The organism is Butyrivibrio sp. CB08 (assembly GCF_003625485.1).
Classification (GTDB): Bacteria; Bacillota; Clostridia; order Lachnospirales; family Lachnospiraceae; genus Butyrivibrio.
Window position 1 is genome coordinate 329108 of sequence record NZ_RAIR01000002.1, and the last position, 20704, is coordinate 349811.

General features: G+C 44.5%; 14 protein-coding genes. All 14 read right to left on the minus strand.

All coding sequences use genetic code 11. The features are described 5' to 3' along the window. Positions 1-12: 12 nt before the first annotated feature. The 14 genes from def to D6855_RS05175 all read right to left on the minus strand — a co-directional run bounded on the left by def (position 13) and on the right by D6855_RS05175 (position 20704). Positions 13-519, minus strand: coding sequence for a peptide deformylase (def, locus tag D6855_RS05110; RefSeq protein ID WP_120738717.1), 507 nt, complete (start codon positions 517-519; stop codon positions 13-15). A gap of 43 nt (positions 520-562) precedes the next feature. After that, a complete protein-coding gene (gene priA / locus D6855_RS05115; protein ID WP_120738719.1) occupies positions 563-2818 on the minus strand; it encodes a replication restart helicase PriA in 2256 nt (751 codons plus the stop codon). Positions 2819-2834: 16 nt separating this feature from the next. Then, complete coding sequence (locus tag D6855_RS05120; RefSeq protein WP_120738721.1) at positions 2835-4328, minus strand: UDP-N-acetylmuramoyl-L-alanyl-D-glutamate--2,6-diaminopimelate ligase; 1494 nt, start codon at positions 4326-4328, stop codon at positions 2835-2837. Between the two features lie 198 nt (positions 4329-4526). Next, positions 4527-6335: a single-stranded-DNA-specific exonuclease RecJ gene (gene recJ / locus D6855_RS05125; protein ID WP_120738723.1), complete on the minus strand. Its 1809-nt coding sequence runs from the start codon at positions 6333-6335 to the stop codon at positions 4527-4529. A gap of 110 nt (positions 6336-6445) precedes the next feature. After that, positions 6446-8746, minus strand: a complete 2301-nt coding sequence (gene secD, locus D6855_RS05130) for a protein translocase subunit SecD (RefSeq protein ID WP_120738725.1) — start codon at positions 8744-8746, stop codon at positions 6446-6448. A gap of 17 nt (positions 8747-8763) precedes the next feature. After that, complete coding sequence (gene scfB, locus D6855_RS05135) at positions 8764-10200, minus strand: thioether cross-link-forming SCIFF peptide maturase (protein WP_120738727.1); 1437 nt, start codon at positions 10198-10200, stop codon at positions 8764-8766. Between the two features lie 133 nt (positions 10201-10333). Next, positions 10334-10480: a six-cysteine ranthipeptide SCIFF gene (gene scfA / locus D6855_RS05140; protein ID WP_013281386.1), complete on the minus strand. Its 147-nt coding sequence runs from the start codon at positions 10478-10480 to the stop codon at positions 10334-10336. 88 nt (positions 10481-10568) lie between these two features. Beyond that, a complete protein-coding gene (locus D6855_RS05145; RefSeq protein ID WP_120738730.1) occupies positions 10569-11843 on the minus strand; it encodes an HlyC/CorC family transporter in 1275 nt (424 codons plus the stop codon). Between the two features lie 18 nt (positions 11844-11861). Next, complete coding sequence (hisS, locus tag D6855_RS05150; RefSeq protein ID WP_120738732.1) at positions 11862-13127, minus strand: histidine--tRNA ligase; 1266 nt, start codon at positions 13125-13127, stop codon at positions 11862-11864. A 105-nt stretch (positions 13128-13232) separates the two neighbouring features. Then, positions 13233-15188, minus strand: a complete 1956-nt coding sequence (locus D6855_RS05155) for an EAL domain-containing protein (RefSeq protein WP_120738734.1) — start codon at positions 15186-15188, stop codon at positions 13233-13235. Positions 15189-15190: 2 nt separating this feature from the next. Beyond that, positions 15191-17143 carry an EAL domain-containing protein gene (locus D6855_RS05160; RefSeq protein ID WP_120738736.1) on the minus strand — a complete coding sequence of 651 codons (1953 nt, stop codon included), beginning with the start codon at positions 17141-17143 and terminating at the stop codon, positions 15191-15193. Between the two features lie 24 nt (positions 17144-17167). Further along, positions 17168-17428, minus strand: coding sequence for a hypothetical protein (locus D6855_RS05165; RefSeq protein WP_120738738.1), 261 nt, complete (start codon positions 17426-17428; stop codon positions 17168-17170). An 83-nt stretch (positions 17429-17511) separates the two neighbouring features. After that, complete coding sequence (locus D6855_RS05170) at positions 17512-19701, minus strand: beta-galactosidase (protein ID WP_120738740.1); 2190 nt, start codon at positions 19699-19701, stop codon at positions 17512-17514. Positions 19702-19711: 10 nt separating this feature from the next. Beyond that, positions 19712-20704 carry a LacI family DNA-binding transcriptional regulator gene (locus D6855_RS05175; RefSeq protein ID WP_120738742.1) on the minus strand — a complete coding sequence of 331 codons (993 nt, stop codon included), beginning with the start codon at positions 20702-20704 and terminating at the stop codon, positions 19712-19714.

Genomic DNA, 20704 nt, shown 5'->3' on the forward strand with positions numbered 1-20704 from the left:
GTTTTTTATTCTTTATTCTTCTTCATATTCTTCCTGCTGTCTTGCGATAAGCTCCTCGTTGTCTACAAGATCTCCCTCGATCTTCTCAACATACATATGTCCATCAAGGTGATCAAGCTCGTGGCAGATAGCTCTTGCAAGAAGCTCCTCACCCTCGATAATATATTCGTTGCCATCAAGGTCTGTTGCCTTGGCCTTAACATAGTTAGGGCGTGTAACAACTCCGCTCTTACCAGGAAGTGAAAGACATCCCTCGTATCCTGTCTGCTCTCCGTCTGTCTCAAGGATTGTAGGATTGATCATGATGATAGGATCATCTGATTCTGGAGAAACATCTATAACAACAATTCTCTTAAGGACTCCAACCTGAGGTGCTGCAAGGCCTACGCCGTTTGCATCGTACATTGTCTCAAGCATGTCCTCTATAAGTTCTTTAACTCTTGGAGTTATCTCTTTAACTTCCTTGCACTCTTTTGCAAGGACATCATCACCATATTCTCTGATAGTTCTAAGTGCCATTTTTCTTACCTTTCTTTACCTGTAAATAACCATATATAAAAGTTTACCCATGCATTGGATCAAAGTCAAATTGCAGGGTTATAGTGCGAAGCTTGCCCATATCCTCAAGCTCTTTTACATAGTGCTCCAAAGTATCCTTTAAAAGCACCAGCTTGTCGTAGTCATCAAACTTAACGTAGATTGCCATCCTGTATATATCGTTGATCTTAGCTATTGGTGCCAGGGCTGGTCCGATAAATACTGCACCCTGAACCCTTTGCTGCTCCATGATGGCACGGAACCTTCCAGCGTATTCCATGCCCTCCTCTTCGTTTTTACTCTGGATCTGAACGCACATCATGTGAGATATTGGAGGATAACGAAGGAGGTCTCTGTAGGCTATCTCTTCCTCATAAAAGGACTTATAGTCCTGCCTTGCAGCAGTAACGATGGCGTAGTGCTCCGGCTGATAGCTCTGGATCACCACGTTTCCTTCTTTTTCGCCCCTTCCTGCTCTTCCTGCTGCCTGGGTAAGGAGCTGGAAAGTCCGTTCACTTGCCCTGAAATCACTGGCGTAAAGAGACATATCAGCTGCCAGAATTCCAACCAGGGTAACGTCAGGGAAATCATGTCCCTTAACTATCATCTGGGTTCCCACCAGCACATCTGCTTCTTTATTGGAAAAAGCTGACAGAATCATGTCATAGCTTCCCTTGGTCCTGGTGGTGTCGGCGTCCATCCTAAGGACACGAGCCTGTGGCCAGAACTTTTTAACTTCATCCTCTATCTGCTCAGTTCCTGCGCGGAATGAGGATACGTACTTGGAACCGCACTCAGGACAAACCTTGGGTCTTATCTCCTGGTGTCCGCAGTAGTGGCAAACAAGCCTTCCTCCCCTGTGCTCAGACAGGGATACATCGCAGTGAGGGCACTTAAACACATGGCCGCAGCTCCTGCAGGAGATAAAGCCCGCAAGGCCTCTTCTGTTGATAAAGAGCATTGCCTGCTCGCCCTTTGAGAGCTTCTCATCCATGAGCTCCTGAAGCCTTCTGGAAAAGATAGACCTGTTTCCGCTTCTAAGCTCCTCCCTAAGGTCTGCCATCTCAACTGTTGGAAGGGTTCCTCCTGTGAGCCTTCTATTTAGCTCAAAGAGGTGATACTCTCCGCTCTTTGCCCTGTAATAGGACTCCAGTGAAGGCGTAGCTGAACCAAGAACAACCGCCGCTCCGTCAGGAAGGAGCTTAGATAGTTCAATCGCTGTCTCCCTGGCATGATACTTGGGGCTGTTCTCACTCTTATAAGTGGATTCGTGCTCCTCGTCTATTATGATGATTCCGGTGTTTGGAAATGGAGTGAAAAGAGCTGATCTTGGCCCGATAATGATATCGATATCGCCACTTCTTGCTCTCTCCATCTGATCGTATTTTTCCCCCGGTGAAAGGGAAGAATTCATAACTGATACCCGGTCTCCAAAATGCCTGTAAAAGCGCATAAGAGTCTGGTATGTAAGAGCAATCTCAGGAATCAGAACGATGGCCTGCTTGCCTCTTTTTATCATGTCATCGATAAGAGCAATGTAAACTTCAGTCTTACCGCTTCCTGTAATACCGTGGATAAGGTAGGTATCTCTTTTGCCCTGGTCATAGTCACGGCTTACGGTGTCAACTATGTGCTGCTGCTCGGGACTAAGTACCTTGTCAGTGTATCTGTCAGTGGTGGCAGCTATGGGGTTTCTAAAGTACTCTTCCTCATCTATCCTGATGATCCCTGCATCTGCCATGCTCTTTAAGGTGGCTGCAGACACACCAAGCTTACCAGTTATAAGCTCGTAGGGAATACGGTCTTCCTGGTTATCCAGAAGCTCTTTTAATATGCGCTCTCTGGCCCTTTGCTTCTTGCGGATGCTCTCGTTGTAGGCATCACGAGCCTGTCTCTCATCAAGGCGCAGAGAAACAAACTTGTGGACCTGTCGCTTTTGCTGCTTGTAGGTGGGCACAGCGGTCTTAAGGGCAGCGATCATGGTGGATCCGTAGTATCTCTTCATCCAGGCTGCAAGCTTAATTGAGATGTCCTCTGCTGTGTCGATACCTTCTGAAAGAGAGATGATCTCTTTTATCCTGTCCTCGTCGTAATTAGATTCATCAGTAAGCTCTATAACGTAGCCCTTGCGCCTGGTGTTGCCTTTGCCAAAGGGCACGTCAACACTGCATCCGATCTCCACCTGGCCAAGTAGCCTTTCGGGGATCCGATACTGAAACAGGCGGTCAACCTTTTCATGGGATATGTCAATTATGATGTTAGCGTATTTGGGAAAAGACACATCGCCCTCCTGTAGGTTACCCTCTGCCGCGCTCTTTTAAGATGTCCGCAATAAGTTCTCTCTCATCCATGTGGTGCTTGACACCTTTGATCTCCTGGTAATCCTCGTGGCCCTTACCAGCAAGAACGATGATGTCGCCCTGCTCACCGTGGTCGATGGCATAGGCAATGGCTTCTTTTCTGTCTGTGATCTTGATGTACTTGCCGTCTGTCTTATTAATACCTGTCTCGATATCAGCGATGATATCTTCAGGCTCCTCAAATCTTGGGTTATCTGAAGTGATAATGGTAAAGTCAGCGTACTTACCGGATACTTCGCCCATCTCAAAGCGGCGAAGCTTACTTCTGTTACCGCCGCAGCCAAAGAGGCAGATAAGTCTGTTTGGACGATAGTCTCTAAGGGTTGTAAGAAGGCTCTTAAGTGCCATTGCGTTGTGGGCGTAGTCGATCATAAGGGTAAACTCGTCAGATACCTTGACCATCTCAATTCTACCCTTTACCTTGGCATCCTTAAGTGCTGCTGCGATCTCCTCTGGCTTGCAGTCAAAGTGTCTTGCAACTGCGATAGCGCAAAGAGCGTTATATACGCTGAACTTACCAGGAGTTACGATCTCTGCGTGCATATCTATAAGACCCTCTGTGTCAAAGAACACGCCAAGGTTTCCTGGCTTTCTGATATAAGCAAGGTTCACGGCTCTGATATCCACGTCCTTGTTAAAGCCGTAGGTCTCAACCTCACAGGTATGGCCCTCAAGGATATCGTCTGTGTGGATGTCATCTCCGTTGCAGATACCGATCCTGCACTGTTTAAAGAGAAGTCCCTTGCAGTGCATGTAGTCGTCAAAGTCCTTGTGCTCGTTAGGTCCGATGTGGTCTGCCTCGATATTTGTAAAGATACCTATATCGAAGGTAAAGCCCTGGCTTCTGTGGAGCATAAGTCCCTGGGATGAAACCTCCATTACTACAGCATCGCATCCAGCCTCAACCATCTTTGCCATGTATTCCTGAAGGTTATAGGACTCAGGAGTTGTGTTCTCTGCATGGATATGCTCATCGCCGATGATAACTTCTATAGTTCCGATAAGACCAACCTTGTGGCCTGCATTCTCAAGCATTGATCTGATGAGATAAGTAGTAGTGGTCTTACCCTTGGTTCCAGTAATTCCAATAGTCTTAAGCTTACTTGCAGGGTGGTCAAAATATGCTGCTGAGATAAATGCCATGGCATATCTTGTATCCTTTACTCTTACAACCGGCATTGTGCATCCCTCAGGAAGCTCGATATCGCTCTCTACAACGATAGCTCCTGCCTTTTTCTCTGCTGCCTCACGGCTGACACTGTGACCATCGAAGTTTGCTCCCTTGATACATATGAAAAGAGATCCTTCTTCAATCTTTCTGTTGTCGTTAACAACATTCTTTATTTCAACTGACTGTGGGTCAATTTTTTCTGAAGAATTGCCGCAAGTTACCTCGTATTCTATCCCCTCAAGCAATTTTTTTAAAAACATCCTCAATGCCCTCCATTTTTTATTTTTTCGACACAATTCTGACACAATTATATATTATTATAATAATCAAGATGTGAGCAATCACATCTCCCCCTCATAAGAAACCGCAGGCACACGCGTTACGCGTGTGTTTTTGTGGTTTATGGGGTATTTTTATTTTCAAAACTCCTGAAAGTCGCATGTTTACTGCATTTTCGCTCACATAGAGTAATCACTCATCACCATCTGAATGGTATTTTTCCCCATATAACTGTTAATATTTGGATAGTAGGCAACCTTGATCATCATACTGCTATCTGCAAAACCGCCGTACAGGTCATCTACTGCCCCTTTTCCAAAGTTTTCTGTAAGGAAGCTGTGGAAATTATCCATATCCCCAAAGAACATCATCTCGTAGTTTTTTCCGCTTTCGTCAGAAACTCTGTACTTTCCGCAGTTCTTATTTTTCCCAAGTATCCTTCCGGATAAGAGCTTTACATCCTTCTGGGCAAATACCGGCTTAGCATTGCCATTTCCAAAGGGCTCAAGCAGCGAAAACTCAGAGATAAGCTCCTCATCTACAGCCGCAAATGGAAGTGCCATATCAAGGTGAAGGACAGGAATAAAATCCTCTTCGCTTAGTGTGCAGCCTTCATTGAGGCGCCTTGCAAGCTCATCTATATTGCCTGTAGGAAGTGACAGTCCTGCAGCCATCTTGTGACCACCAAACTTGGTAAAAAGGTCCTTACACTCAGAAAGCCCTGCAAACATGTCGTACTTTTCTGTGGATCTTCCTGATCCCTTAGCCATAGGAACGGAGTTTTCCATATCCTCTTCATCTTCAGCTGAAGCTTCTGTAAGTACAATGGTTGGCCTGTTATACTTCTCCCTGATCCTGCCAGCTATGATACCGGCGATGGATTCGTGAACATCCTTAAGGAATACCACTATGACCTTTGGAAGCTGGCCCTTCATAGCCTCTTCGTCTATAATCTCGCAGGCTTTTTCCACTCCCTTGGTAGTCATATCCTTCCTGGAGTCGTTAAGGCTCTTTAAGTCTGTTGCAATCGTAGCTGCCCTGTCATAGTCCTCTTCAAGGAAAAGAGACATTGCACGGGAAGCAAGGTCAAGTCTTCCTGAAGCATTAAGACATGGTCCAATTACAAAGCCGTAGTGGAAGGCAGAGATCTTGTCAGGGTCAAGACTGTTTACGTTAATAAGCGCCTTAAGTCCCTTGTTACTGGTTCCTGCGATCCTCTTTAAAGACTCTTTTACGATGATCCTGTTTTCGCTCTTTAGCTCCATGACATCGCATACTGTAGCAAGGCCGGCAAAAACAAGCATCTCTTCAAAGAAAGTCTTAACATCTGGGTCGTTATCTCTTCCAAGCTCTTTTGCCATTACCTGAAGGAATTTGTAAGCTACAACCGCTCCGCATATCTCTATAAAAGAGCTGTTATCCTCGCTCCTCTTCGGGTCTATAACTGCCATTGCGGGAGGAAGTATCTCTTTTCCATCATCTACTGGCACTTCGTGGTGATCTGTAACAACCACAGTCATGCCAAGGTCATTGGCGTGGGCAATCTGCTCAGAAGCAGCAATTCCATTGTCACAGGTAAGGATCACATTTTTGCCATCATCTGCAGCAGCATCAACAAGCTTAACGCTAAGGCCATATCCGTCCTTGACTCTGTCCGGGAGAACATAGTCGGCGTCTGCCCCAAAGAGCTTAAGGCCCTTTGCCAGGATGTATGTAGAACAGATTCCATCAACGTCATAGTCGCCGATTATCCTGATGGCACTGCCCTTTTGTATCTCATCGATCAGGATGGCTGCTCCCTTTTTTGCATCAGCAAGCTCATAAGGATCATGCATTTTAGATGCATCTCCGTTAAGATACATCTCAATGTCCTCATCTGAAGTTATTCCCCTGTTTGTAAGAAGTCTCGCGGTGATGTTCCTGATACCGTACTTTTTTGCCGTAGCATCAAAGTCAGATTTCTTCATGCTCACCATCCATTTTGACATAACACACCTCTAAGTTAAATGCTAAAAATAGCGCATCTGATTGCAAAATGTGCGCTTATGAAAACAGGGTGCAGGTCATTATGGCCCGCACCCTGCGAAGGTTCTTTTAATTATTCTGCAGTCTTCTTGGAAAAGAATGTCTTGAAGCCTGTCTTTAAATCGTACCACATAGGTGATGCAACAAAGATTGAAGAATATGTACCACTGATCACACCAACCATAAGTGGAAGTGCAAATGCCTTGATATCAGCCACACCAAAGATGTACAGTGCAAGAACTGTAAAGAAAGTTGTGATTGATGTGAAAAGGCTTCGTGTAACTGTCTGTGATACTGATGTGTTAACAAGCTCAGCCATTTCCTTCTTGCCAGTTGCAAGATGCTGGTTCTCACGGATACGGTCGAAGGTAACGATTGTATCGTTGATTGAGTAACCGATGATTGTAAGTACAACTGCGATGAAGGTGTTACCAACTGCAAGTCTTGTAAACGCATAGGATACGATTACGATAAGTGCGTCGTGTGCAAGAGCGATGATAGCTGCAGCACCAAACTTGATGTCCTTGAATCTGATCCAGATGTAGATAAGCATAAGGATAAGCGCGATTACAAGGGCTTCGATAGCACTTGATCTCATCTCAGAACTGATTACGCCACTGATTGTCTCAGCAGCTACATTGTCTGATGTTACACCATAGTTAGCTTCGAGAATGTTCTCTACTGCCTCTCTCTGAGATACAGAAAGAGTTGTTGTCTTGAAAATAACCTGGTTTGTTCCAGTTACTGTCTGGATAAGAATCTCGTTAATTCCTGCAGCAGACTTGATGTCATTTGCAACTGTCTGCTCAAGCTCAGCGAGCTCATACTGTCTGTCAAATGTTACTGTTGTTGATGTACCACCAACGAAGTCAAGGCTGTAGTTGAACGCTCCCTTGCCTGCGCCAGCGTTAATGCCCATTACTACAACTCCTGCAATGATGATAGCGCATGAGATACCGTAGAAGAGCTTTCTCTTTCCAACGAAATCAACCTTTGGAGTTTCCTTAGCCTTACCATAGAGAACTGGGCTCTGAAGACCGATGCCATAGAAGATTGATGTGATTGTTCTTGTTACTACGAGAGCAGTAAACATTGAAAGGATGATACCAAGGATAAGAGTCTCGGCAAATCCCTTGATGCTACCGGTTCCAAGGAACCAGAGAACTGCTGCAACAATAAGTGTTGTTATATTACCGTCAAGGATTGATGAAAGGGCTTTGTTATAACCATTCTTTCTTGCTTCATCAACGGCCTTACCAGATCTGATCTCCTCCTTGATTCTGGAGAAAACAAGAACGTTGGCATCAACCGCCATACCAATTGAAAGGATGATACCTGCAATACCAGGAAGTGTAAGTGTCATCTCAAATGCTGAGAGAAGGAACACCATAAGTCCTGAGTAGAATGCAAGTGCAAGTGTTGCTGAAACACCAAGTATTCTGAAGAATACGATCATGAACAGAGCGATAAGTGCAAATCCAACAGCTGCAGCTATAAGGCTTGTTCTGATAGCGTCTGAACCAAGCTGAGCACCTACAACGTTTGAACGAAGTTCGTTGAGCTGAAGCTTAAGTCCACCGATACGGATCATAGAAGCAAGATTATCAGCTGCCTCGTAGGACTCCATACCTGTAATAACTGCCTTACCATCTGTGATAGCTGCCTGTACGTTAGGAACAGAAATGAACTTGCCATCATAGTAAATTCCGATGCTCTCACCATTTGCATAAGCCTTGGTTGTTGCATCTGCAAAAGCCTTAGCGCCTGCCTCTGTAAACTCAAGAGAAACAACTGGCTCCTGTGCGCCATATGAATCCTGCTGATATACAGCCTGAGCTACTGAAACATCATTACCGCCAAGAACGATAGAACCTTCAGCCTGGAGCTCTTCAATCTCCTTGTTGAGCTTCCATCCAAAGATAAGATTTCCTTCTTCTGTTGTCTCGAGATTGCCATCCTCTGTGATTCCAGAGTGGTATGTGTAGTTGTCATTGCCACTAGCATCTGTCTGAGCGATGAAATACAGATTACCAGGCTGTCCAAGATCCTCTAAGATCTTGTTGGCATCTGATACACCAGGAATCTCGATGTTGATTCTGTTAGAACCTTCCTGATAAACCTGAGCCTCAGTGCTGTACTGCTGTACACGCTGCTGGAGCTTGAAGATAGTGTCTGACATATCTTCCTTGCTTGGGTTCTCATCACCTACTACCTCGTATGTGATGCTGACACCACCAGCAAGATCAAGTCCAAGGTCGATACTTGAAAGTGATCCTGACTTGTCTGCGCCAAGACCGTTCACTGCTGCGTATCCCAGTCCCCCAAGAAGTCCCAGAGCCAGAATCAGCGCCAAAACATACTTTAACCGTTTCATAATCCAATAATCCTCCGTTAACCTTCTTCTTCGGCTAATGCCGCTTTTATCATAATCGCACACTCGATGCGCTTCCTCTGAAGCTCACATCCGTGCTTATATGTCGTATTGATGTCGCCATTGAAATTATAAGCGTTGGCAGCACAACCGCCGCTGCAATAATATCTGGCAAAGCATTTCTCACACTCAGGTCTCGAGTAAACATTACTCTTTTTGAACATCTCCCTGAGATCTGGTCTTGTGATGCCATCATAGACATTGCCCATGATGAAATCTTCATTACCAACAAACTGATGGCATGGATATAAGTCTCCCCATGGAGTAACTCCAAGGTACTCACATCCTGAGCCGCAGCCAGATAATCTCTTGGCCACACATGGTCCGCCTTCAAGGTCTATATTAAAGTGGAAGAAGTTAAATCCTTTTCCCTCTTTACGTCTCTCGATATAGTATCTTGCAAGCTTGTCGTACTCATCGCAAAGCTTAGGAATATCCTCATCCTTAAGTGAGTACCAGTCCTCTGGCTTAGCAACAACAGGCTCAACTGAGATCTGCTTAAAGCCAAGCTCTACAAGGTGCTTGACATCCTCAGAGAAATCGAGATTGTTGTGAGTAAATGTACCTCTTACGAAGTATCTGAGCTGATGACGGGACTCTGCTACCTTCTGGAACTTAGGAACTATCTCATCGTAGCTGCCCTGTCCGCCTCTCTTTGGACGCATGAAGTCGTGTACTTCCTTGCGGCCGTCTATTGAAAGGACGATGTTACCCATTTCCTTATTTACATATTCAAGGATCTCATCATTAAGAAGAGTTCCGTTGGTTGTGATTGTAAACCTGAAGTTCTTGTCGTGCTCTTTTTCAATGCTGCGACCGTACTCTACGATCTTCTTGACTACTTCCCAGTTCATAAGGGGCTCACCGCCAAAGAAGTCAACTTCAAGGTTTCTCCTGCTACCTGAGTTTGCAACCAGGAAATCAAGGGCCTTCTTGCCCACTTCCTCAGTCATGAGAGCTCGTCTTCCGTGATACTCTCCCTCATCAGCAAAACAGTATTTACAACGAAGATTACAGTCGTGGGCTATGTTTAAGCAAAGTGCCTTAACAACTGTCTCTCTGTTCTGAAAATCATCTACGTAGTTCTCATATACATCATCTGTATAAAGAACTTCTGAAGCTCTAAGCTCTAAAATCTCTGAAATAGCCTCTCCAATATCCTCTGGAGAATAGTTTGATGAGATAGCTTCCATCTGCATTACTTCATTGAAAAGCTTCTGGAAATCCTCATCTCCTTCCTTGTCCGCTTCCAAAGCTGCAGCAGTTCCGTGGTAAGCCTTAAGCTTGTCCTCGATAACTGGAACAAGGTCATAAACAACGTCATCAACAACATGAACAGAACCGGAATTAACGTCCAGAACAATGTTGTAGCCGTTGTTTCTGTATGCGTGAACCATATAAAAAACTCCTAACTAAATGTTGAAACAGAATACGCATCCTCGCGGAGCGTTTCTTGTCATCTGACAAGAAATAGGCAGCGACCATACTTGGGTCGCTGCCCCACATGATTGCTTGAATTATCGAAAAATCTTACTTGCTAAGCTGCTCACAGCTCTGGTTTCCTACTGTGCAGGATGTCTTGCAAGCAGACTGGCATGATGTCTGGCACTCGCCGCATCCGCCCTTCTTCATGGACTCCTTAAGGTTTCTTGTAACTAATGACTTAACATGCTTCATAATATTGCCTCCTACTTGAAAATGCGCCAAATCTTTGCATTTCGAGTTTTATTTACGTCGATTCAGTATATCATAAAATAAAAAATTGTTAAAGGTTTTTTTCTTCTTCCGGAGAATTAACAGTAATAAGAACCTTGGTGATACGATTGCCCTTAACACCGCGGGCTGTAAGGGTTGTTCCATCATCTAAGGTAACTGATTCTCCGACGCCTGGAAGTCTGTCCAGAGCTTCTATCAAAAGACCTCCGATAGAATCGTAGTCCTCAGAATCAAGGTTTGTTCCCAGTTCGTCGTTGATATCATCGAGCTTCATACTGCCCTCGACCAGATATCTGTTTCCACCCAGATTCTTGATAAGGTTGATCTCATCAAGATCGTACTCATCTCTGATCTCTCCAACGATCTCCTCGAGAAGATCCTCAAGAGTGATCATACCAACTGTTGCGCCATACTCAGACAGTACAAAGGCAACGTTCTGGGATTTTTCTCTCATCTCTACCAGAAGATCTGCAGTCTTCTTGAACTCATAAGTGTAATAAGCTTTTCTAAGGTAATCGCTGATCTTGAAATTCTCTTTATCCTGAAGAAGAATAAGGTCCTTGACGTTTATAAGGCCGATAATGTTGTCCTGATCATTGCCTTCGTAAACAGGAATTCTGGTGAACATATTCTCCTTAAAGAGCTTCATGACCTCGTTGTAATCAGCCTCAGCGCTGACACAGGACATGTTGATCCTTGGGATCATGATGTCTTTTGCAACGGCATCTGAGAAATCGAAGACGTTGTAGATGATCTCTTTTTCTCCGCTCTCAATTACACCGTCCTCATGGCTTACATCCACGTAGGTCTTGAGCTCATTCTCAGTCATGGCCTGGCGGCTCTGTGTATCCACATGAAGGATCTTAAGAACTACTGTAGCTATACCATTTATGATAAAGCTAAGAGGTGTGATAAGCACTATAAGCGCTGCTATTATTCCGGAGTACCAGATGGAGATATTCTCCGCATAAGCTGTCGCAATGGTCTTTGGAACTATCTCGCCAAAGATCAGTACAATAAATGTGAGGATACCAGTACCAACACTGACAGCATAGCTCACATTAAAACGATCTGTCACATAGACTGTCATAAGTGCAGAAGCACTTAAGTTTACGATATTATTCCCAATAAGTATTGCAGACAGGACTCTCTGGGTGTCCTCTGTGATCCTAAGGACCCTTCCTGCTCTCTTGTTGCCCTCATCAGCCAGAGCCTTCATCTTGACCTTGTTGCAGGTCATAAGGGCTGTTTCTGCAGATGAAAAAAACGCAGACAAAAGAACTAATACTATCAGGATTATTATCCTTATCAAATGTATGTCCAACAGACAAATCTCCTTCCATTAACTAAGAGGATTTAAATAAAACTCCTTGAAATTCTCATAACCCTGATCCACAAGCTGCTGTTTCTGGAACTTCTTGTTCTTATTCATTCTGACAACAAGAACCTGCTTGCCAGAAGCTCTTTCCTTCTGAGCCTCTAAGATGATCTCAGAAAGTCTCTCTCCGCCAATTCCCTTTTCAATAAGGAAAGCTGTCTTCTCGCTCTCGCCAGGGATCTTAAAGCCTTCATCCATCATGATCATGATGATTCTCTCAAAACCGATGGAGAATCCGCAGGCTGGTGTATCCTGTCCAAGGAACTTGCCAACCATCTTGTCATATCTTCCGCCACCGCCGCAGCTTCCGCCGTACTGTGGCATTGCAACCTCAAAAATAGTTCCTGTATAGTAACTCATTCCACGAACAAGAGTTGGATCAAATACCATCTCAAACTGAGCAGTCTTGGTTGACTCTACAGAGCTGATGATCTCTGAAAGTCCTTCTCTTACCTCTGCAGAAAGGAAGTCACCAAGCATATCTGCGATGACCTTAAGGCCTTCAAGACCCTCTTTTCCCTCTGCTGCCCTGAAGAGGTCAAGGTACTTATCGATGCACGCCTTATCAAAGCCCTCTTTCTCAAGTTCCTCTGATACGCCATCGATACCGATCTTGTCCATCTTGTCCAGAGTGATGAATACTTCGTCGTATCTATCCTCAGCAAATCCGCTGTAAGCAGCCATAGCCTTGAGGATCTGTCTATCGTTGATCCTGATCTTGAAATCCTTGAAGCCAAGTCTTCCAAGGGTAGTTGTTGTAGCAAGGATAAGCTCTATCTCTGCAAGGTTTGAAGCCTCACCAAGAATATCGATATCGCACTGCATGAACTGACGATATCTGCCCTTCTGAGGTCTGTCTGCTCTCCAAACGCTTCCCATCTGAAGTGCCTTGAAAGGAGAAGGGAGCTCTCCTGCATGTGCTGCATAAAATCTTACAAGAGGTACAGTAAGGTCGTAGCGAAGACCTGAGTCTGTAAGATCATTCTCAGTCTGAGCCGTCTCAAGATTGAGCTTCTCTCCTCTTTTCATTACCTTGAAGATGAGCTTCTCATTTTCTCCACCCTGCTTGCTGTTGAGGTTCGCAAGGGACTCAACTGCAGGTGTCTCAATAGAAGTAAATCCAAACTCACCATAGGTCTTTTTGATGATTCCTATCGCATAATCCCTGAGCTGCATTTCAGCCGGGAGAATATCCTTCATACCGGTTACAGGTTTTTTTACAAGTGACATAAAACTATCCTCCTAATACAAATCCAGTGTGTCGGCAGTTTAGCAAGACGTCGCGACACACTGATAGATTGTACTATATTAGCTGCTTTTTTTGCAACGTTTTATCTAGTGGTTGTTATTCCTAAGAAACTCCAGGAACTGATTCCTTGGCATTGGCCTTGCATAGAAAAATCCCTGAATGTTATCACAACCAACTCTAATGATCTGCTTAGCCTGCTCCTCTGTCTCAACACCCTCTGCCACGATCTTTTTGCCAAGGGACTTAATGATCTTGACCATGTTGATCATAACCATATATGAAGTCTCTGACTCAAAGGCAGACTGGACAATACTCTTATCAAGCTTAAAGAGATTAACAGGAAGAGTACCAATTCTTGCGATATTGGAATAACCTGTTCCAAAGTCATCCATGGAGAAGTTGATTCCCTTGCTGATAAGAGCCTGGATATTCTCATCCATGGCAGAAGAAATACCCTCTTCGAAGGTCTCAGTGATCTCAAAGTTGATCTGCGCAGGCTCTATTCCATACTTGTTCATGGTCCTGCAGACATTGTCCGCAAGGTTTGCCTGAATACAGTCAACAACTGAGAGGTTAACTTCCACATATTCAATGCCATGGGCAACTGCATCTGATTCCGCCAGCATCTTGCATACGCTGTCCAAAACGAAGCTGTCGATCTCGATTACCTTACCATTTCTCTCTGCAACAGGCATAAATACCGCTGGAGAGATAAATCCAAGATGTGGATCACGGAGCCTAAGGAGCGCCTCGCAGGAGATGAACTTACCAGCTTCCGGGTTGTAGATAGGCTGATAGTAGACTTCCAAAAGTCCGTCTTCGAGAGCTCTTTTTACTATGGAATCGATCTTCTTGTCGTGCTCCACATGCTTGAGGTTAAGGTCTGAAACCCTAAGGACATCCTTGTTGTGGTGAAGGATCGCCTTGTTGATAACGCCGCGAACTTCGTTGAACTTATCCAGGGTGTCGATCTCATCCGGGAATCCAATAACGTATGGATGCTGGAAAAGCTTGATCTCCTGGTCGTTCATTATCCAGGATTCCTTAAAACGCTTTCTTATCTGTTCTGCAACCTTCTCTATCATCTGATCATCAGGATCAATGTTAGGGAAGATCAGCAGGAAATTGCCATCATCTGTAAAAAAGATATTTCCGTCCTGACTCATCTGCCGCAGGTACGCTGTGATCTGGCCAAGGAGCTCTGAAACTGTCTCCATGGACTGACCACCTGTAATGACATTCAATCTTTCGATGTAAATTCCAAATACTGTAAACATCTTCTTTTGAATAAGATTGTTGCCAACTATGAAGTCAAGCGCGTTTCTTGTTCCAGCTCCTGATACGCTGTCCGCAAACTCACTGGGATTCTGGAAGGTGTAAACACAAAGAAGGATCGCAAGAGATACACCAAATTCAAACATAGATGTGGATCTGGTAAGGAAGCGGACCGGAACAGCGATAAACATCAAAAGGAAATATACCGCAATAGAGACCTGTTTCTCCGTACTCATGGTCCTTGCGTACATAAAGAACAGATAAAAAGCAAAGGGGAAATAGATCCACAGGCCTATTCCTACCGATAGTCCCTGTGGGAAGTTGTAATGAAGCTCTCCCTGCTCATTAAATACATAGAAGAAATCGGACACAAAACCGCACACAAAGAACAGAAGTGCATAGACCTGCGGAATGAACAAAATAGCCCTCTTCCACAGGGTATCCATCTCTATCCTGTAAATGGCCATCATATAGAGCATAGATAAATAAGCCATTGTGTAGGCCGCCAGCTTTTCCAGAACTACGATCGCATTATTAAGCTCAATAGAAACGCTTGAATTGATCACATCAATGTAGAGCCACAGATTGTGGAACAGACCTGCACAGTTAAGCACAAGAGCATCTGCAATGATAAATCCAAAGAGCTGCTTTTGCCTGTTGTCATAAGTCTCTTCTGAGGCATTGATAATAAACGCAACCAGAATTATAAGCAGAGATGCGATGGAAAAGTAAATATTATAATTGTAGGGGTCGTTGCCAAAAACCATCTTTATCCCTCTTCAAAATAGGCATCGATGTATTTTACGAAGGAACTGTCCTTCATAGGTCTTCCCATGTAGTCACCAATAAGGAAGTCGCAGCCAAGCTTTTCGGCTGTATCTCTCTCTTTTTCCGAAGCGATATCTGTAGCACCAACGAAGATACTGATATCGTGGAAGAGATTGACGATTCCAGAAGCCACAGTAAACATGGTCTCTGATTCACCAGCTTTAACGATGATGTCATGATCAATATTGACCTGTGTTACAGGAAGATCCAGGATTTTATCAAGATCTCCATAGCCGCTTCCGAACTTATCAACAACTATAGAGCACTTCATCTCTCCAAGGAGCTTTAAGTTTCTCTCAGCCACAGCGTTCATGGTGGAAATGGTTGTCTCAGTAAGCTTAAGGGACACCCAGGAAGCCTCAGCTCTCTCTTCCCTCAATATCTTCTTAAGACGTCTGATGAGGTCATTTCGCGCGATCTCGCCCTGACTCATTCCAACTATAGCTCTGTATTTGCCGTTCTTATCTCCCGCATTCCAGAAAGCCAGAGCCCTGCAAGCCTTTCTGTACACAAACTCGTCAGTATCAAGAAGAGCCTGTGAGACTCTTTTATCCGGAATGTGTCCTCTCATGTCGATCTCATTACCATACTCATCAATGAAAAAACATATAGCATCAGCACAGTAATTGATCTTGTATACCTTGGACAGAACAGGCTGGAACTTAACAAAGGCCGACTTTTTATCGATATTGGATCTTGCCAGGACATCGTAGTCCATAACCTTGGTGATCTCGTCAATTCCACTCTTATGGATATCAACAACCACGTCATTTTGAAGATCGATGCTCTCAACAACAGCGTCAACCTTGGTGATAAGCTCCGCAGTTGTTGTGTAATCACTTGGGTAATTGATCTGGAAGCAGTGTCCTTCAACCCTGATGGACATGTTCGCAAATTCCCATGGCTCATGAAGTCTTAGAGCGATGGCATGCAAAAGAGCATTTATCCTCTTTAAGTCTGATCCGTGAACCGTAACTGCAAATACGTATTCAGAATATCTGTAGGCATAGGTCTGGAGCCTGAAGTCCCTTGCTCCAACTCTCTTTAGATAAAGAGCTATCTTCTTCATTACACTCTGAGCCTGAGCATAACCGATCTCATCACTCAAAGCTCTGATGTTATCTATTGTCACGAAGATGGTGCTACTTGGACTCTTTCTGTCAGTCTTGATATCAAGTCCCTCGAGAAAGGCCTTTCTGTTGAGGATATTAAGCGTATCATCAACCATCTCACTTGGGTTCTGAAGAGAAATGTAAACCAGCGTAATAGCCAGCGCACTCATAAGGTTCTCGATAAGGATCTTTGGATAGAAGAACTGAATAAAGATTCCAGTGATAACGAGCACAACATATGAGAGGATAACCAGCTTGGTCCTCCTTCTCATAAGCTTTTTGTACTTAAACAGGATTCCGCAGCCATAGACCATGTAGTAGGTTGCAAGAATATAGTAGATAAACAAAAATCTGTCTCTGTGATAAAGTCCATTTTCGTCGTAATGGAACAGAACAGGAACAAAGACATTTATGATGACCATAACAACACCTATGACATGTCCCAGCATGACGCTGATAAAGTCTATAGGTTTTCTGATGTCCACATAAATATCGAGAACAGAAAGTATATAGATCATGTAACAGAATCCGGAACCCAGATGGGCTACGAAATAGACAGATCCAGACAGCATCTCAAGAGGATGATACCAGGGTTCAGAGCTTGGGAACATCTGAAGATAGGTCTCTACCCTCTCAGACAGAGTTGCCATAAATACAGCCAAAAAGAGCATACCATAAGCTCTCTGCCTGTAAGCGGGAACCCACTTTCTTGACAGAGAGACAACAGCTATTGTCAGTAATATGCAAATAGCGCAGATATCAAAGTAGAAAATATAGTGCATGCGCCGCCTCCGGCTTAGTTACGATCAGAGCCACTTAAGGGGATTGCTTATCTCCTTGGCTCTGGAAAAGATCTCATCACTGTTATTCTTAAGATACTCCTCCAGATCTCTGACCTCTTCATCGGAAAATCCGTTCTGGCGCTGAATTACGCCATCAGGAAGAAGACCCTCAGCAAGCTGTTTGCCAGAGTCTGTATCGCGCTCAAACTGTACTCTTATGACCCTGTTTCCAGCCTTATCCCTAAGGATAGCCGAATAGGTCATGGTGATCTCACTGTCAACCATAAGCTTTTTCCTTATGCTCGCACAAAAATAGTGTTATCGGAGCGCAGAATTCCGATAACACTATTATACGTCAAATAATGCAATTATGAAATATCGATAATGAATTGAGCCGTTAAATGAATATAGTTAATTCTGGACGCTTTTCCATCCTTCATATCAGGCCATTCCTGGAGATATATAGCATCACCCTCCTTTAGAGGTTCTATTTCCAGGTCAAAAGAGATCTCGTCTGCATTACCATATTCATCAAAATATCTCTTTAAACCGATCTCCCAATCCTGCCCGGTATAGAAATTGTCAGCTATAAGCTTGCCATCTTTATAGAGCTTAGCTGTATTTCCTTCATAACCGATATTTGCAAATATCTCATTTAGGCCATCCAGATTACCAGGAAGAGCAACGGTGTACTCAGTTTCTGACTTCTGGGTAAAGCTTGCCTTCTTGTCACTAAGGATAGCATTAACGCCCTCATAGAGTGCAAAGGCATCTCCGTTTAAGAAGTCCTCTCCATCTGTCTGTCCATTGGCTCTGTTAAATCCAGAAGGAGTCCTGGAAAGCTCAGGGAAGCTTCTAAAGGATGGAACTACTCTTCCATCTTCATCAGATACATCGTAGTAGAGCCTTGCTCTGCCATCCGCTGCTGTAACAGCCTCACCCTTTGAAATGATAAGGTGCTCTCTTCCTCCGATCACAACCTTTACAGAGTGCAGAGCCTCTTCCTTGGTAATGGTGATGATGCAGTTTCCATCAAGGTCTCCAGTGACATCAGCATTTATATCTCTGTCAGTATCTGTGTAGAACACGTAAGCATTTTTCCCGGACCCGCAAGCATCATGGATAACGCAAAGAGGCGTAGCATTTGCAGTCAAAAGAGCTTTCTCCCCAACAGGAAGATTAAATGGATAGAAGAAAAAGTCTCCGTCCTCGATATCTCTTTTGCCAAAAGATGCTAAAACTTCACCTGACTCAGAAATTGCGGAAAGCTCTGCATCCTTGTGAGAAGCCATCTCATAGCGCCTCTGGTAGTTGTTTACAAAGAGGTATCCGCGCCTACAATCTCCGCAGGTCTTGTATCTTACAGCTGTTCTAAGACTCTTAAAGTCATCTGGCTTAAGAGGATTACCTGGCTGCTCAGTGTAAACCATGGCAGCAAGGTCATCGCCAAAGTCGTGCACAAAGGTTCCAAGGAGTCTTACGTGCCTGTAGGTATCCTCCATCTGACCATACTCACGAAGGGGAGCATTAAAGTCATAGGATCGAACAGGAAGGTCGTTGGGATAGCCTGTCTCTCTGGACTCCTGAAGAGTTGTAAGCTTACCATCAGGATTGGTGCCGCCGTGGTACATGTAGTAGCCAACAAGGTTTGCACCGCTGGCGATCTTGACCATTGTCATAGCCTCAGTATCTGTGCCTGTAGCAACCGGTCTTCTGTGTTTAGTTACCTGAAGTCCGCCTCCCAGCTCAGCAGTGAGGTATGGGAACTTGTCCATATCAAAGGTAATGCCAACTCCAAGACCGTGGTCTGATCCAATGTTGTGGTCATTTCTCTCTCTGGTGAAAATGTAGTTGCCGCTTGGCTCGATCTCTGTGGTTCTCTGATCCCATGGAGCCTCGCAGTAGCCGCCCATTACAGGGAGCATTCCGCCGGTGACAGCTCCGCCCCAGCCTGTAGCTGTGTAGATAGGAGCATCAAATCCGATCTCTTTTGCCATGGCAAGAAGAGTCTTCATGTGCTGTTCACCCTCTTCTCCGCCTTTTCCGCCGCAGTGGCCGTACTCATTTTCAATCTGAACACCTATTACAGGGCCATCGTCCTTGATAAAAAAGCCTTTGGCCTGCTCATAGGTCTTTTCATAAAAAGCTCTTACATGCTGAAGGTATCTTGGTGCATCGGTTCTGGTCTCATAGCCGTTTACTCTGGCATCCTCTAAAAGCCAGTCCGGGAAGCCGCCGTTTCTGGCCTCGCCGTGGGCCCAGGGGCCAATCCTTAAGATGCAGTAAAGACCGCACTTTTTAACTGTTTCAAGGAAGAGCTTTAAATCTCTGTCTCCAGAAAAATCAAACTCGCCATGAACTTCCTCGTGGTGGATCCAGATAACATAGAGTGAAACAATGTCTATTCCTCCGGCCTTCATCTTGTACAGCTCTTCTTCCCAGTATTTCCTTGGGTATCTGCTAAAATGCATCTCACCCATCATCGGGAATACCCGCTGTCCGTCCACAAGAAGGCTTAAAGGATCAAAGGTCACCTTTGAATCTTTTGTGATCTTCATAAAATAGTCCTCATTTTGTACTTTCTTTTAATATTACTTCGTAGTTGCTAAGAGTCTTGCTTGATACATGGGCTCCGCCGATCATATCAAGAAGAGTTTTGGCTGCACTTGCTCCAAGATTTCTGTCATTGAAATTAAGAGATGTGACAGATGGCACAGTATTCTCAAGGATAGAACTGTTGTAGAAAGAAGCGATCTTAAGATCATCAGGGATCCTTATGTGCTCATCCCTGCACTTTGACATGATTTCTCCTGCAATGGCATCATCCATGCAGACAATTCCATCGATATCCTTCTTTTGAAGCTCCTTAAGAATATTGCCAACCTTGGAAACATCCTCAACCTCAAGATAAACAAGGCTTGTATCGAGAGGAATACCCGCCTGCTCAAAGGCCGCAGTAAAGCCTTCGTGTCTGGTCCTTGTAATGATGTGGTTGGTAGAACCTCCGATAAGAGCAAGTCTCTTAAGGCCCTTGGAAATAAGTATTGATGTAAGCTCCTTGCAGGCTGAATAATTGTCGTTGTCCACATAGACGATTTCTTCGTCATAGGTCTTGCCAATAGCCACGAATGGGATACCAGTGCTTCTTAAGAAGCTTGCAGGGATATCCTTCACAAGAGTCCTTGTAAGGATCATTCCATCTACCTTATGGTTATCGATTATCCTCTTCATGCCTGTGATGTCATCGCCATTTACCAGTGTCACAATTACATCATAGCCATAGCTTGAAGTCATCTCACTTATTCCGATCATGCAGCGCTGGAAAAATGGAAGATCCACCGCATTATAATCATCAGGCCAGATTACGCCAATATTGTATGTCTTTTGTTTTGCCAGAGCTCTGGCATTGATATTCGGTATGTAATTATGTTCTTCAATGAAGTCCTTGACCCTTTGCTTGGTGTCATCTCCAACCCTGCCCTTGCCAGAGATTGCTCTGGACACAGTGGTCTTGGAGATACCAAGGGCTTTGGCCACATCATCGATCGTAATATTAGCCAT